Here is a 15,245-nt window from a genome sequence, read left to right on the forward strand (position 1 = left end):
AATAATAAAACCAATAAAAAATCGGACACCAAGGCCCGATTTCTATTAAATGATTTTTAATCTATTGCTTACTTTCTAAGTACATCGCCAATGCTTGGGTCTTTATCAAAAACCGATTTAGCATATGGGCAAAGCGGAATTACTTTTACGTCTTTTTCACGAACAAAAGCCACTAAAGCATCAAGTAATTGGCGACCTACGCCTTGTCCACGATAATTTTCATTCACATCTGTGGCATCAATAATTAGCATGCTTTCGCCTGCCCATGTATAAGTCATTTCGCCTGCAACGGTTTCACCATCAAGTAAGCTAAAGCTGCCGTGTTTTGTATCATCTTTTTGTTGAATATTCACAATGAATTCCTCGTATTACGACTCATATTTATTTAGAAATGACTTTGTATAATCTTTATCTATAAGAACAAATCTAAGTGTAAAAAAATAGCCTGTTTTTAGCAGCGAGTCTGTATGCTTTTTAAATACAATTCATGCATAAAATTCATAATTCTATTCGTAATTCAGCGTCTAATCCTCTCAAATCATTGTTGTTAAGCTCTGCGACCAGATTTTATTCATTTCATTTATGAAAATTCAATGGTTTTGAGATTGGAACTTTTATGCCTTCTTTTCATCAAATTGAGCAAAGCACATATGAACATTCAACACCTGCTTGGGGTGCCGTCTTTGTAATGTCGCTCTGCTGCGCAGTATTAATTGCATCTGAGTTCATGCCCGTAAGTTTACTTACCCCCATCTCTTTAGATTTAAATATGAGTGAAGGCCAAGTGGGTCAAGCAATCGCAATTTCTGGTATTTTTGCTGTGATGACCAGCTTATCGATTAGCCGTGTATTTAAGGCATGGGACCGACGACATATCATTTTATTACTCACCCTACTGATGATTTTCTCTGGCATAGTCATTACATTTGCCCATTCTGCGGCTTTGTTTATGTTGGGTCGTGCAATCTTAGGCGTAGTTATTGGTGGTTTTTGGGCCATGTCGACATCAATTGTTATGCGACTCGTTCCTCCGCTTTCAGTACCTAAAGCACTCGGTTTATTAAATGGTGGAAATGCGCTAGCCACCACAATTGCAGCACCATTAGGAAGTTTTTTGGGTTCAATTATTGGCTGGCGTGGTGCTTTTTTCTGTATTGTCCCCATCGCGATTGTTGCACTTATTTGGCAATTTAAAAGTATGCCCTCTCTTCCTGCAATATTGTCAGTTGAGAAATCTAAAAATCCATTTGGTTTACTAAAACGCCCAATTGTACTTTATGGGATGACCGGAATTTTATTACTCTTTATGGGCCAATTTGCGCTATTTACCTATTTACGCCCATTTCTAGAAAACGTTACTCATGTCGATGCGACAATGCTATCCATTTTATTATTAATATTGGGTTTAGCAGGTTTAGTGGGTACATTTATAATTAGTTTAATCCTCCACCAACATGTTTATCGTTATCTGATTCTTATTCCATTCATTATGGCAGTGATTGCTGGAGCTTTTGTGTTTGGTGGTGAACATTTATAGTTTGTTGCCATATTGATGGGGTTATGGGGCTTTATTGGAACGTCGGCACCTGTTGCATGGAACACGTGGCTTGCCCAAACACTACATCAAGATGCCGAAATTGGTGGTGGTTTGATGGTTGCGATTATTCAATTTGCAATTACTCTAGGCGCAACTATAGGCGGATTGTTATATGACTCACATGGCTATAGCGTCACGTTCTATATGAGCGCAACTATTTTGCTATTAGGCGCGCTGACTGCCTATATTACATGGCGGAATGCTACTCACGTAACACATCAATAACCAACCGTAATGCAGGTGAAAGTTGTCTGCGATGTGGATAGTACAAATGGTATCCAGGAAACTGGATACTGTACTCTTCCAAAACTTGAATCAGCTTCCCTTCTTTTAGATCTTCTCGAATCAAATCTTCTGGAATATAAGCCAGTCCAAATCCAGCTCTAACCGCCTCGACGATATCGTAGCTTTCATTAAATATCCATTGCCCCTGAATTTTGATTTTTGTCTCTTGACCATCTTTCACAAATTCCCACGCATACACACTGCCTTGGGTCGTTAGACGAAATCCAATACATTGATGACTCACTAAATCTTTAGGTGTTTGTGGAATTCCATATTTTTCAAAATATGCTGGTGTTGCTATTACCGCCATTTTGACATCTGGACTAATACGTACCGCAATCATGCCATCAGCTACGCGGCTTCCGAAACGAACGCCTGCATCAAAGCGCTCTGCCACAATATCGACCATCCCACTATTGGCAGTTAGTTCAACTTGCACATCTGGGTAATCACCCGCAATCTTTTTAAGTTTTGGAATCAGCACTTCCCGTATCGCATGGCTACTAGCATTAATCCGAACCGTACCAGCGGGTTGGTCTCGAAATGAAGTCAAAAGTGATAATTCATTATCGATTTGGTCAAAACTAGCACTAATCGTTTGTTTCAACCTTTCGCCTGCTGCTGTAGGTGAAACACTACGTGTAGTTCTGGTCAGGAGTAACATTCCCAAACGTTCTTCTAAACCCCGAATGGTATGGCTTAGCGCAGATTGTGAAATTCCCATTTTCCCTGCGGCTTTAGTAAAACTACCCTCTCTTGCCACCATTAAAAAAGCATAAAGATCATTATAGTTTTCTTTATTTATCATCTGCTTTTATCTCTGTTCAAGGTTCAATATCATTATAGAGTATAAAACTATTCATGAATATTACTCATAAGTCCATGTTTGTTTTTTAGACTAATTATTAAAAAGAAGATTCGTTAAAATCCATATCAAGCAGTAAACATGAAGATTTAAATAAACTGAGGCGATTATTATGAGGCATTTTATTATTGTAAAAAATTAATGAATTCCACTCATATCTTTACGTTAAAGAATAAATAGCTTCATTGTATTTATATGCTTTTTTCTTAAAGAAGTGAGGTGATTTGATATGGCTAATCATAGGTTTTTTAAAGGCTTAGTCAGCCTATGTGCTTTGTTCTCAGTTACTTTCGCTTCTTATGCAATAAAGCCTCAAGATAAAAATCAACAAAGGGTATCGATGATGAAAATCCGTATTGATATTGATGGAACACAGCAACCGCTATTTGCCACATTAGCCATGTCACCTACTGTTGAAGATTTTGCCAAGCAGCTTCCACTGACATTAACACTTAAAGATTATGACTCCACTGAAAAAATAGCTGATCTACCCACCAAGCTAACTACACAAAACGCGCCTCATGGATATGCCGGAAAAGCGGGTGATCTTACCTATTATGCTCCTTGGGGTAATCTGGCTTTTTTCTATAAAGATTCTCATGTTGGTTATGCCAATGGCCTTATTTTTCTTGGAAAACTAGATGCTATTCCCCAAGCATTCAAGCAAAACCAACCGATCAAAATTTCAATTTCACAAATCAAATAAGCATGCACCTACTCACCCATTCACATTGTTTAAATTGAGGTATTTATGACTACATCTCCCTTTTTTAAAAAGCTTAAAACACATACAGCGGCGGCAGTTTGTGCAGCAACAATTGGATTATTTTCTTCAACTTCAGCTATGGCAGCAGACATGAGTAACGGCGCGAATAATTTTTATCAAAGTCAGCAAGTGACTATTCAAAAAGTGACTTTTAAAAATCAATACAATATGGATATTGTCGGCAATCTGATTATTCCCAAAAATTTGAATAAAAAGACTAAAGCCTCTGCAATTGTAATCGGTCACCCGATGGGGGCTGTAAAAGAGCAAAGCTCTATGCTTTATGCACAAAAACTGGCTGAACAAGGTTTTGTGACGTTAGCAATTGATCAATCATTTTGGGGCGAAAGCGCGGGCCAACCAAGAAATGTGGTTGCACCAGACATTTATGCAGAAGCGTTTAGTGCCGCTGTAGATTATTTGGGAACACAATCTTTCATTGACCCTAATAATATTGGTGTACTGGGTATTTGTGGAAGCGGGAGCTTTGTCATTAGTGCAGCAAAAATTGATCCGCGTATGAAAGCGATAGCAACTGTCAGCATGTATGATATGGGTGCAGCAAACCGCAATGGTTTACGTCACTCACAAACCTTAGAGCAAAGAAAGCAAATTATTGCAGAAGCCGCTGCACAGCGTTATGTTGAATTTAAAGGTGGTGAAACCAAATATACCAGCGGAACCACGCATGAGCTAACAGTAGATACACACCCTATTCAACGTGAATTTTACGACTTTTATCGTACTCCACGCGGAGAATATACGCCTAAAGGCTCATCGAGAGAGCTTACGACTCACCCAACGCTCACAAGTAATGTCAAATTTTTAAACTTCTATCCTTTTAATGACATTGAAACGATTTCACCACGTCCAATGCTATTTATTACTGGTGATCAGGCCCACTCAAAAGAGTTTAGTGAAGAGGCTTACAAACGCGCAGGCCAACCAAAAGAACTTTACTACGTTAAAGGCGCTGGACATGTTGATTTATATGATCGAGTCGATCTCATTCCATTTAATAAATTAACCAGTTTCTTTAAACAGAGCTTGAAGTAAGAAAAATGATAGAGGCTCTCTAAGGGCCTCTAGCTTTTTAATTAAGTTAATGAAACTCTTGTACCAAGCTATTAATATGCGCCACCGCAGCAGTTCGGTTTTCAACACAAAGTTTTTCAAAAACATGCTCTAAATGTTTGTTCACCGTCCGTGGACTAAGCTCTAAAATTTCTGCAATATCTTTATTGGTTTTCCCTAACAACAACCAGTGCATGACTTCTGCCTCACGTTGAGTCAACTGTGGGCAATATTTCAAAATATCAGCCATTTCCAAAGCTGGTGTAGAAGTTTTTATCTGGATAAGATAATTTTTAGCCACACTTGGCTCACTCTCCCACGGCGTGAGCAATAAAAGCTGTAATTGCTGAGATGGTGTTGAATAAGAACAGCTGGTTAATTTTTTGGGGTCTTTTTCTTGCTCTAAATCTGAAAACCAAGCTTTTAAACCTGCTTCAAAACCCTCTAATTCAGGTAAATATTGATTCAGTAAATCGCTGGCTTTTTGAGTTTTCCACACAATTTTACCGTGAACATCTAGCGCGAGAATGGCTGTTTCCGTTGCATCAATCACCTGTTTTTGCTGTTGCAATAGTTTGGCATGTGCCAAATGTGTTTTTACCCTTGCTAATACTTCTTCAATATTTAGAGGCTTGGTTACATAGTCCACTCCACCGACCTGAAAACCACGCACGATATGTTCTGTCTCAGACAAACCTGTCATAAAAATGACGGGAATAAACTGCGTAATTGGGCTCGCTTTAAGCTGTATACAACTTTCAAAACCATCCATATGTGGCATATTGCCATCAAGTAAAATCATATCCGGTAAGCATCGGTGTGCAATTTCAATAGCACTTAATCCATCCGTTGTAACAAGCACGCGATAGCCTGCATGATCCAGACTTTCATGTAACAAGCCCAGATTTTCCGGCACATCATCCACAATCAGAATAACAGCCTGCTCGTTTGGCGAAGCTTGCTGAAAAGAAACATGTTGCGTACTCATTGCTTATCCTGAATCAATCGTTGCGCGTGTTTTAAATCAAACTTTCGAATAGCCTGTTCAAGCTGTTCCCATAATTCGTTATGCTCCGGAAAATTTTGCCGGCATTGCATTAAAGTCTGTTGAATTCCTCGAATATAGCCCTGCCCAATTAAATCATTTAATTGTTGCAAGCTTTGCGGTAAATCAAGCAGGTCTTTATTTTCAGGTTGTGTAATTGATGTATGAACAGCAGCTTGCTCCTGCTTAAACACCTTTACATCAAGTGCTTGAACTTCATCATTTTCAAGGAATGTCTCTGATTTGGAATCAATCCAAACTAAGCCTAACTTGTCTCCAATTTTACTCAACAACAAATTCAGGTCGATTGGTTTTAGCATAAAGTCTTCACTTAAGACTGCATCTTGTGGATTGACTTCGCGCTCGCCTGCATTGGCGGAAATAATTAAGATCGGCACATTGGTAATATTATTCTGACGTAATAATCGTGCTGTTTCCCACCCGCCCATCAAAGGCATATTTAAATCCATCAAAATCAGATTAGGTTGGAAAATAGGTACTCGTCTTAAACAGTCAATGCCTGACTCGGCTTCTTCAATTATAAACCCTAATGGTTTTAGAAAATTAGCAACCAAACCTCGGTCCACCGCTTCATTATCGACAACTAAAATTCGTTTTCGCTCGCCTTGATAGCCTGTAATCTGGTTGGAGTAAACATTAGAAATTGGATGAACCACTTCTTTTGAAGGTAAATAAAACTTAATCTTAAACTGAGAACCCTGATTGAGCTGACTAGCCACCGATAACTGCCCGCCGAGTAAATCGACTAATAATTTTACAATTGGTAGTCCGAGTCCTGTTCCGGTAAATCCGCCTTGTACTACATTACTGCCCCGTTCAAACGGGTTAAAGATTCGCTCTAAATCTGCTTCTGCAATACCACAGCCCGTATCTCTAATTTCAAAATACGCCGTTTGAAAACGGTACTCGACTTTCAAAGTAATTGTACCGCTCGTTGTAAACTTTAAAGCATTGCCCAGCAAATTGATGAGCACTTGCTCTAAGCGTTTTTTGTCGGTACGGACGTAATGCGGTAGGTTATCTCCAATTTCATAAACAAACTGTAAATTCTTCTGTTCAAACTGCGGCTGAAACATTTGAATAATCTGTCCAATAAAATTGGGGAAATGGACATCCACTACATTTAAAGAAATTTTACCTGTTTCGATTCGTGCTAAATCTAGTAAACCGTCAATCAGTGAAGTCAGATGTTGACCACTGCGGCTAATCACACCGAGCGCCATTTTTCCTTGTTCAGAGAGTTGCTCTTGTTTTTGAAGTAATTGGCTATAACCCAAAATACTATTTAGAGGTGTCCGTAGTTCGTGGCTAATGCCAATGACATAACGGCTTTTTGCATCATTGGCCCGTTCTGCTGCTATTCTGGCATCTTGTAAGTCTTTTGAAGTGACTTCATGGGCAGCAATTTCATCAATCAATAATGCTGTTTGTTGATGTGTCTCAATTTCAGCATTACGACGACTTTCATCGTTTAACACTAACCACCATGCAGCAACGCTCATCAATAAAAATAAAATCGTGTAAATTTTGACAAACAGCGTAAATAACTGCGGAACGGCTGCGGCATTAATGGCTTCTAAGTAGGTTTTTTCTTGGATATAAACCAGACTTAAACTCACTGCCAGAACAATAGACAACCCCAGAGTCAGTAATAAATACAAACTGACCCTGCTATTTAAACGGCTGGCCCAACGTTCTGGTAAACAGTGCCAAATGGCTTTTTTGAGTTGTACTGACCAACGTGCATCGGGTTTACATAAATCGTGACAGCGTGCTTCAAGTGAACAGCATAGAGAGCAAATCGTACCGTTATAGGCTGGGCAACCCGCCATATCGGCAAGTTCATAGTCCCGTTCACACACAACACAATTTGCAACCGAAGTCGCTTGAATTTTTTCAGGCTGGCGTGCAATGTAATATTTACCTTTGGTTAAGTAAGCAATAACAGGCACGCATAACACCGCACTCCCCAAAGCAATAAAACTCGCCAAGCCTTTCGCCATCAATCCGAAAAAGCCCAAGTAACTCAGCATCGATAACACTGAAGCAATCAGTAAGGCGCCCACGCCTACGGGATTAATGTCATATAAGTAAGCACGGCGAAATTCAATTCCTTTCGGGCTTAGACCTAAAGGCTTACAGATAATTAAATCGGCAACAACGGCGCCAATCCATGCCAAAGCAATATTGCTATATAGTCCCAAAATACGTTCAACCGCATGGCTAATCCCCATTTCCATCAAAACAATGGCAATAAACACATTAAAAAGAAGCCAAACAATTCGCCCTGGATGGCTATGAGTCAAGCGGGCAAAAAAATTGGACCATGCTAATGAACCAGCGTAGGCGTTGGTCATATTAATTTTAATTTGCGCCAAGCAAACCAGTGCTAAAGTTAATATTAAAGCTAGCTGAGGATTTGGAATAAACTGTTGATAAGCAACCCAATATAAATAAGTCGGATTGTCTAGTTCAGAGACAGGAATAAACAGCTGAAAAGCCAACACCATCAGCAGCATGCCCATTAGAACTTTTAGAAAACCAAAAATAATCCAGGATGGGCCACCTAAAAAAACGGCAAAACGCCATGCGGTTCTGTTTTTTTCTTGTTGGGGTAAAAAGCGTAAATAGTCGGCTTGCTCACCAATTTGGATCACAAATGAAAAAATAAGAGTGCACGCCGCACCAAAGTAATACAGATTAAAATCAGTCGAGTTTGAAACCGCACCAACAAAATGTAGGCTACTACTTAAAATTTGTGGCTGTTTCCAAAGTACAAAAAACCACGGTAATAACAGCAATAAGAGCCAGATTGGCTGAGTGACTGCCTGAACTTTATTAATAAAACCAATGCCTTTAACCACTAAAGGCAAAATCACTAAGGCAGAAATTAAGTAACCAATAACTTGTGGGATACCTAAAGCAAGCTCAAGTGCCATCGCCATAATGGCGGCTTCAAACGCAAGTAAAATAAAGGTAAAGCTGGCATAAATGAGAGATGTAATGGTCGAGCCAATGTAGCCAAAACCTGCACCACGAGTAAGCAAATCGACGTCTACATTATATTTTGCAGCGTAGTAACTAATCGGCCAACTGGTTAAGAATATGATGGTACATACGACAATTGCTGCCCAGACTGCATTGCTAAAGCCATACTGCCAAAGCATGGTTGCCCCAATGGCTTCCATAGCCAAAAAGCTAACGGTCGAAATTGCGGTATTGGTAACAGTCCAAGGTGACCATTTTCGTACTGAGGTGGGTGCGTAGCGGAGCGCATAATCTTCGATACTTTCATCTGCCACCCAAATATTATATTCACGGCGTGTTTTGATCACACGTTGTGGCGCTTGTTGGGGGTGTGAAGTATCTGGCATAACACTCATGTTTGGCATGTGGCTGCATTAAACCCAGCAATCCTTATGCCAAAAGTCATTTATCATGGCGATTTTTTCTAATACGCACATATACGCAAAATAACGTATTTTCAATTTTTCCCAAAAATCACACACTCAAATCCATCAAAAAACAATGATCAATATTTGTGTTGATTGACCGAAAATGATTGGGAGATTGATGTTATGAGTGTATCTGAACATCCAAATCTGGACACTGTGCAAGGTACAGATTCACAAAAAGCAGTGAATGAAACCTTAGAAGATTATACTTTACGTTATGCTCCACACAGCTTTCGGCGCTGGAGTCCCAAAGTTGTCGCTATTACTGCACTTGGTGGTATTGCCTATCTTGCTGACTTTTCTATTGGTGCCAGTATTGGTATGTCTTACGGAACAACCAATGCTGTTTTCTCCATTTTATTTGCAGCGATTATTATCTTCTTAACCGGCATTCCTTTAGCCTATTACGCAGCGCGCTATAACATCGACCTTGACTTGATTACCCGCGGCGCAGGTTTCGGTTACATCGGTTCGGTTCTTACCAGTATCATTTTCGCCAGTTTCACATTTATTTTCTTTGCCCTTGAAGGTTCAATCATGGCGCAAGGGTTATTGCTCGGTTTAGGTATTCCGCTTTGGGCAGGTTATCTCATCTCAACCATTATGGTCATTCCACTCGTCATTTACGGCATGAAAGCTTTAAGTAAATTACAAGTCTGGACTACCCCACTTTGGCTCGTTCTAATGATTGGTCCTGTAGCCTATCTGATTTACCAAGAACCTACCTTAGTTAGCCAGTTTGCAACGTTTACAGGTCATGAAGGTTTTGCACCTGTAGATATGGCAGCGATTATGCTCGGTGCGGGTATATGCTTATCTTTAATCATGCAAATTGGTGAACAAATTGACTACCTACGCTTCATGCCTGCAAAAACAAAAGAAAATAGCAAAGCATGGTGGGCAGCAGTTATTTCAGCAGGTCCGGGTTGGGTGATTTTAGGGGCAATCAAACAAATTATTGGAGCATTTTTAGGATTCTATTTACTTACTAAAATACCGGGCGTAAACAGCACTGAACCTGTTCAACAGTTTAATGCAGCGTTTCATGACATGCTTCCGGGTTGGGCTGCTTTAACACTCGCGGTTATTTTAGTGGTTATTTCTCAAATTAAAATTAATGTGACCAATGCTTACTCTGGTTCCCTTGCATGGACAAGTGCCTACACTCGTATTAGCAAACATTATCCGGGGCGTATTGTCTTTGTGATCGTAAACTTGGCAATTGCGCTTGCTTTGATGGAAGGCAACATGTTTGCGGTATTGGGTAAAATCTTAGGATTCTATTCAAACTTTGCGATTGCTTGGGTGGTGGTGGTTGCAACAGATATTTCGATCAACAAATATGTTTTAAAACTTTCACCAAAAGAACCGGAATACCGCCGTGACATGCTCTACAACGTAAACCCTGTTGGTATGGTTGCGTTCCTTGTATCAGCAGGCTTATCAATTGCAGCATTCTTCGGCTTACTGGGTAGTTTCCTAGCGCCTTACTCTCCAATTATTGCGCTTGTACTTGCCTTTGTATTAACACCAATCATGGGCCTACTAACCAAAGGAAAATACTACATCAAGTCACACGATGATGGCGTTAAAGAACCACGTTACGATGCTGAAGGTACACCAGTAGCAACTGTTTATCACTGCCGCGTATGTGAGCAAGGCTATGAGCGTCCAGATATTATGTTCTCTCACAAACATAACGGTACAATTTGTTCTTTGTGTAAAACACTCGATGCTTAACTCCCTTACCAATTAAAAAAAGAAGCTTTAAAGCTTCTTTTTTTATATCTGATGATTCTTAGCCAATCGGAAATAAACGTTCAGGCACTACATCTTTCATCACAATGGTTGAGATGAGCCTTTGCACACTTGGAATAGCAGATAATTTTTCATCGTACAAACGCTGAAAAGCCGGCAAATCTTTAGCGACCACATGTAGCAAATAATCTGGTTCACCAAATAAGCGTTGGGCCTGAATAATTTGCGGGATATCAATTACGGCATTTTCAAACTTCTCTACTGCCTGTTTATCACCTTCTTTAAGCGTAATAAAAACAATCGCTGAAAACTCAAAACCGACTAAGTTTGGGTCGAGTTCTGCCCGATAGCCTTTGATAGCTCCCGACTCTTCTAAAGCCTTCACTCGTCTGTGACAAGGTGAAATGCTCAAACCAACTTTTTCTGCCAATTCAGTGATAGATAATCGGCCATTTAATTGCAATTCAGCAAGAATCTTTTTATCTGTGCGATCCATTTAGAAAAATTTACCCCAAATGTATGTGATATGAGCAAACATTTAAAAGCACATTCTAAATACATGAGCATATTATTTTCAACAAGCTCGAATAAATAGGGATTTTTTCTAAACCACGGGCGAAACCTTTGGAAAATAGTTTGCCGAGATAAGTATATGGCTTTTAATATTTTTATTGCATTTTGGAGTGTCTCTATTCTTTTTATTATTACACCAGGGGCAGACTGGGCCTATGCCATTTCGGCAGGTATTAAGGGTAAAGTCGTCGTACCCGCTGTTGCAGGTATGCTATTTGGGCACTTTATTACGATTTTATTGGTAGCGGCTGGGGTTGGTCTGCTTGTAGCAAATAACCCAACTGCTTTGATGATTCTTACTGTGGCGGGTTCTGCTTATTTGTTATGGATGGGAATAAACTTATTACTTACCCCTCCTACTCCAAATCAGTCTGGTTCTGAAAAGGCTCAGTCATGGTTGAGCTGGGCAACTAAAGGTGTTTATGTGAGTGGCTTAAACCCGAAAGTTTTTTTACTCTTTTTAGCCTTGCTTCCTCAATTCATTGACACCACTGCTTCATGGTCAGTGACAACTCAAATTCTTGCCTTTGGTGTTGTCCACATGATTAGCTGCGCCATTATTTACTTAATGGTGGGTTATGGTTCAGAGGCCATTTTGAAAACCAGACCGCAGGCAGCACAGTTAGTCGGCCGTTTTTCAGGTGGTTTGATGGTCGTTATCGCTACATGTTTATTGATTGGGCAAATTTAAAAAGATATTCAGCAAAAAGTTACTGGCCTCCATTTCAGGTCAGTAACATGAATAATAAAATATAAGAAAAATTTATCTCATACGTTTGAGGTTATACGTCACAACGCCCCAAATCACCAGTTCTTGCCCCTCTTCAATATAAATATTTTGATAATCAGGATTTTCTGCTTTTAGCCACACTTTAGGAGGTTGAAATTGGGTATCAATCATTAAGCGCTTAACAGTGAAATCATTGTCGATAAGTGCAATCACAATATCGCCCGATTTAGCAGGAATACTACGGTCCACAATAAGCGGATCATCAATATCAATTCCGGCATCTAACATGGACAACGAATTGGCTTTGACAATAAAGGTGGCATTTTCATTTCTAATTAAGTACTCATTTAAGTCGAGTGCTTGTTCAATATCATCTTGTGCTGGCGATGGAAAACCCGCAGCCACGCGTTCTGTCGCCAAAGGGATATGGTAAATTTTATCGTTGTTCGGATGCACCTGCTGTATTTTTAGTTTTGAGGTGAAATCTGTCTGGTTATCGGTTTTGACATTATTCAGTAACCAATTTTTGATAAAGTTGACTTGAGACTCAGGAACACGAATCACTTTGGTGGGTTCATTGAACTGTGCTTTACGGCCGGCGTTTTCCCGTGCACCGCCATGCTCGAATTCTTTCTTCTTTGGCATATCGCCTCCATTTCACCGTTCAAATCCTACACAAACAATGTAACTTGAAAAAGTTACATTTTCAAGTTGACGAAATATTTTTTTTGCATAACAATAAATTTCATGATCAGATTTTAATCCATTTTGCTTTTAACAGGGATGTTAAAACAAAAATGGTAATTTGAAGAGAATCAAAACCTATTGTGAAATAGTCCTTATTACTGACTGTTTTGATTTTTATCAATGAAATTCTGAACACTTAAATATGAGTTAGATTCAGTTTTTGGTATGGAGACATGCGAAATGAAAAATCAACGTGATGCAGTTTTAGGTTATGCGAATGAACAACATGCCTACTATATCCGTCTTATTGAAAATGATGCGGTATTAGGCGAAAGCTATGGAATTTTCTGTGAAAATCCGGAAAGTGAAGCAGCCGAAAGTATTATGACGACATTATTTTTAAAGAAATCTTTTTGGATAAACGGCTCAGAATTTACAGATATTGTAAAAGGCCTACACCCTCTTACTCATTCATAAGTTTAAAAATAATAAAAAATAAAGGAGGCATAATGCCTCCTTTATTCTCAAAAACTGGTTGCTTAAGACGTAAAGCGTCCATAAGCATCGCGTTTTTGATTACGAGAGTTTTGTCCACGGCCATCTGAACGACCACGTCGATCATCATCGTCATCGTCATCGTCATCATAACGGCTACGGCCACGACCTCGGCTACTTGAACGACCACGATCATCGTCGTCATCGTCGTCATCACGGCTGCGACCACGGCCTCGGCCACTTGAACGGCCACGATCATCATCTTCGTCGTCGTCATAACGGCTGCGACCACGACCTCGGCCACTTGAACGACCGCGATCATCATCTTCGTCATCATCGTCACGACGGCTGCGACCACGACCTCGACCACTTGAACGGCCACGATCATCATCTTCGTCATCGTCATAACGGCTGCGACCACGACCTCGGCCACTTGAACGGCCACGATCATCATCTTCATCATCGTCACGACGGCTGCGACCACGACCTCGGCCACCTGAACGGCCACGATCATCATCTTCATCGTCGTCATCATAACGGCTGCGACCACGACCTCGGCCACTTGAACGACCGCGATCATCATCTTCGTCATCATCGTCACGACGGCTGCGACCACGGCCTCGGCCACCTGAACGGCCACGATCATCGTCTTCATCGTCTTCATCATAACGGCTGCGACCACGACCTCGGCCACTTGAACGACCGCGATCGTCATCTTCATCGTCGTCATCATAACGGCTACGACCACGACCTCGGCCACTTGAACGACCGCGATCATCATCTTCGTCATCGTCATCACGATTGCGACCACGGCCTCGGCCACTCGAACGACCACCGCGATCATCATCTTCGTCGTCATCGTAACGACTGCGGCTACGGCCTCGGCCACCTGAACGACCGCGATCATCATCTTCGTCATCGTCATAACGGCTGCGACCGCGACCATTGCGATCATCATTCTTATGACTTAAAGCACCAGCTTCACGAGCCTCTTCCGAGGTAAATTCATGTGCATTACCACTAGCGTGTGCAGCTCGACCAGCTTCACGAGCTTCTTCTGAAGTAAATTCATGTGCATTACCACTTGCATGCGCAGCACGCCCACCTTTACTGGCTATTTCTCTTACTCTTTCAGGATCCATACTTGCAAATCCACGATTTGAAGTACCTGAACTATTGTTATCGTGATCTTCATATCTAGTATTAGCCATAGTTATATCTTCCTATATTTAAATTATAGTAGCTACCGCTTTTGTTGAACGGATAAATTTAAGATAAGAGATTTAAAATATTTTTATACCTATGCTATGTTTCAACCTTTTTAAATGTATATAAATTAAAATACGTAAAAAACTCTAAGATGATTATTTAAATAAAGATTTTATCAATTAAAATATTTATAAAATATTCTATAGTTTTACTTTTTAAATACTGGCCATACTTATTATTACTCAATCCTACATAATAATATATTTTTACAAATGCCTTTAAAAGATCAATGTGAATAACATAAACTTTCACAATGTACAAATCAATAATAAACAAAAACATCTTAACAATTGAAGAAACGGCAGAGTAAAACTTGAAGTGCGACATAAACCACCTAATTAATTTAAAGGGTTTATGGAGTATATAAAATTGTCATACCATCATCTTAACTTTGAAGATCGTACTGCATTAATGCTTGAGTCAAGAAAAGAAGGCTTTTCAGCCAGAAAATTTGCTGAACTCATTAAAAGACATCCTAGTACGATCTATCGTGAGCTTAAAAGAAATAGCATCAATGACGTTTATCAAGCTCGATATGCTTCTGATAACACCTTCGCTAGACGTAGACGTGGTCACAGAAAACTCAAAATCGATTCAATCCTCTGGAAATTTATTGTTGAAGCGA

General features: G+C 40.0%; 13 protein-coding genes and 1 pseudogene. 7 read left to right on the forward strand and 7 right to left on the reverse strand.

What is annotated here, in order from left to right; translation table 11 throughout:
* Positions 1-68: 68 nt before the first annotated feature.
* Entirely contained in the window at positions 69-353 is a 285-nt protein-coding gene (locus J671_RS18775; protein ID WP_001025680.1) for a GNAT family N-acetyltransferase, read from the reverse strand.
* A gap of 263 nt (positions 354-616) precedes the next feature.
* Between J671_RS18775 and J671_RS0104840 the strand changes: the two are divergent.
* Positions 617-1,822 (forward strand): annotated as a pseudogene (locus J671_RS0104840) (MFS transporter).
* On the opposite strand, the gene J671_RS18780 reads toward J671_RS0104840, so the two are convergent.
* Positions 1,800-2,690 (reverse strand): LysR family transcriptional regulator, encoded by an 891-nt coding sequence (locus J671_RS18780; protein ID WP_004887659.1) that lies wholly within the window; start codon positions 2,688-2,690, stop codon positions 1,800-1,802. The pseudogene J671_RS0104840 and the gene J671_RS18780 sit on opposite strands and share 23 nt — an antisense overlap.
* A gap of 286 nt (positions 2,691-2,976) precedes the next feature.
* On the opposite strand from J671_RS18780, the gene J671_RS18785 reads away from it, so the two are divergent.
* Positions 2,977-3,453, forward strand: a complete 477-nt coding sequence (locus tag J671_RS18785; protein ID WP_004887661.1) for a cyclophilin-like fold protein — start codon at positions 2,977-2,979, stop codon at positions 3,451-3,453.
* Between the two features lie 45 nt (positions 3,454-3,498).
* Complete coding sequence (locus J671_RS18790; RefSeq protein WP_004887663.1) at positions 3,499-4,569, forward strand: alpha/beta hydrolase; 1,071 nt, start codon at positions 3,499-3,501, stop codon at positions 4,567-4,569.
* Positions 4,570-4,615: 46 nt separating this feature from the next.
* Here J671_RS18790 and J671_RS18795 read toward each other — a convergent pair whose 3' ends face one another.
* Both J671_RS18795 and J671_RS18800 read right to left on the reverse strand, forming a co-directional pair.
* Positions 4,616-5,575, reverse strand: coding sequence for a response regulator transcription factor (locus J671_RS18795; RefSeq protein ID WP_004887665.1), 960 nt, complete (start codon positions 5,573-5,575; stop codon positions 4,616-4,618).
* Positions 5,572-9,036 (reverse strand): ATP-binding protein, encoded by a 3,465-nt coding sequence (locus tag J671_RS18800; protein WP_006580975.1) that lies wholly within the window; start codon positions 9,034-9,036, stop codon positions 5,572-5,574. Before J671_RS18800 ends, J671_RS18795 begins: the two co-directional genes overlap by 4 nt.
* Before the next feature lie 195 nt (positions 9,037-9,231).
* On the opposite strand from J671_RS18800, the gene J671_RS18805 reads away from it, so the two are divergent.
* A complete protein-coding gene (locus J671_RS18805) occupies positions 9,232-10,848 on the forward strand; it encodes a purine-cytosine permease family protein (protein WP_004709366.1) in 1,617 nt (538 codons plus the stop codon).
* Positions 10,849-10,906: 58 nt separating this feature from the next.
* On the opposite strand, the gene J671_RS18810 is transcribed toward J671_RS18805, so the two are convergent.
* Positions 10,907-11,362 (reverse strand): Lrp/AsnC family transcriptional regulator, encoded by a 456-nt coding sequence (locus J671_RS18810; RefSeq protein ID WP_000376211.1) that lies wholly within the window; start codon positions 11,360-11,362, stop codon positions 10,907-10,909.
* Positions 11,363-11,518: 156 nt separating this feature from the next.
* Here J671_RS18810 and J671_RS18815 point away from each other — a divergent pair, with 156 nt between their 5' ends.
* Positions 11,519-12,130, forward strand: coding sequence for a LysE family translocator (locus J671_RS18815; RefSeq protein WP_002048382.1), 612 nt, complete (start codon positions 11,519-11,521; stop codon positions 12,128-12,130).
* 72 nt (positions 12,131-12,202) lie between these two features.
* Here the strand turns inward: J671_RS18815 and J671_RS18820 are convergent, their stop codons facing one another.
* On the reverse strand, positions 12,203-12,814 hold the full coding sequence (locus J671_RS18820) for a LexA family protein (RefSeq protein ID WP_001124839.1): 612 nt from the start codon (positions 12,812-12,814) through the stop codon (positions 12,203-12,205).
* A gap of 282 nt (positions 12,815-13,096) precedes the next feature.
* On the opposite strand from J671_RS18820, the gene J671_RS18825 reads away from it, so the two are divergent.
* Complete coding sequence (locus J671_RS18825; RefSeq protein WP_004709372.1) at positions 13,097-13,333, forward strand: hypothetical protein; 237 nt, start codon at positions 13,097-13,099, stop codon at positions 13,331-13,333.
* A gap of 62 nt (positions 13,334-13,395) precedes the next feature.
* Here the strand turns inward: J671_RS18825 and J671_RS18830 are convergent, their stop codons facing one another.
* Positions 13,396-14,562 carry a KGG domain-containing protein gene (locus J671_RS18830; protein ID WP_004887673.1) on the reverse strand — a complete coding sequence of 389 codons (1,167 nt, stop codon included), beginning with the start codon at positions 14,560-14,562 and terminating at the stop codon, positions 13,396-13,398.
* 469 nt (positions 14,563-15,031) lie between these two features.
* On the opposite strand from J671_RS18830, the gene J671_RS18835 reads away from it, so the two are divergent.
* Positions 15,032-15,245, forward strand: a 214-nt coding sequence (locus J671_RS18835; protein ID WP_230400573.1) for a helix-turn-helix domain-containing protein, incomplete at its 3' end; no start/stop codon positions are given.

This window comes from Acinetobacter sp. 1130196 (genome assembly GCF_000588095.1).
In the GTDB taxonomy this organism is placed as follows: domain Bacteria; phylum Pseudomonadota; class Gammaproteobacteria; order Pseudomonadales; family Moraxellaceae; genus Acinetobacter; species Acinetobacter nosocomialis.

Bases quoted from the DNA above. Each gene is read 5' to 3' on its own strand.
- J671_RS18795 (WP_004887665.1), bottom strand. From the start codon at position 5,575: ATGAGTACGCAACATGTTTCTTTTCAGCAAGCTTCGCCAAACGAGCAG.
- J671_RS18800 (WP_006580975.1), bottom strand. From the start codon at position 9,036: ATGAGTGTTATGCCAGATACTTCACACCCCCAACAAGCGCCACAACGT.
- J671_RS18785 (WP_004887661.1), top strand. From the start codon at position 2,977: ATGGCTAATCATAGGTTTTTTAAAGGCTTAGTCAGCCTATGTGCTTTG.
- J671_RS18805 (WP_004709366.1), top strand. From the start codon at position 9,232: ATGAGTGTATCTGAACATCCAAATCTGGACACTGTGCAAGGTACAGAT.
- J671_RS18810 (WP_000376211.1), bottom strand. From the start codon at position 11,362: ATGGATCGCACAGATAAAAAGATTCTTGCTGAATTGCAATTAAATGGC.
- J671_RS18830 (WP_004887673.1), bottom strand. From the start codon at position 14,562: ATGGCTAATACTAGATATGAAGATCACGATAACAATAGTTCAGGTACT.
- J671_RS18815 (WP_002048382.1), top strand. From the start codon at position 11,519: ATGGCTTTTAATATTTTTATTGCATTTTGGAGTGTCTCTATTCTTTTT.
- J671_RS18780 (WP_004887659.1), bottom strand. From the start codon at position 2,690: ATGATAAATAAAGAAAACTATAATGATCTTTATGCTTTTTTAATGGTG.
- J671_RS18790 (WP_004887663.1), top strand. From the start codon at position 3,499: ATGACTACATCTCCCTTTTTTAAAAAGCTTAAAACACATACAGCGGCG.
- J671_RS18825 (WP_004709372.1), top strand. From the start codon at position 13,097: ATGAAAAATCAACGTGATGCAGTTTTAGGTTATGCGAATGAACAACAT.
- J671_RS18820 (WP_001124839.1), bottom strand. From the start codon at position 12,814: ATGCCAAAGAAGAAAGAATTCGAGCATGGCGGTGCACGGGAAAACGCC.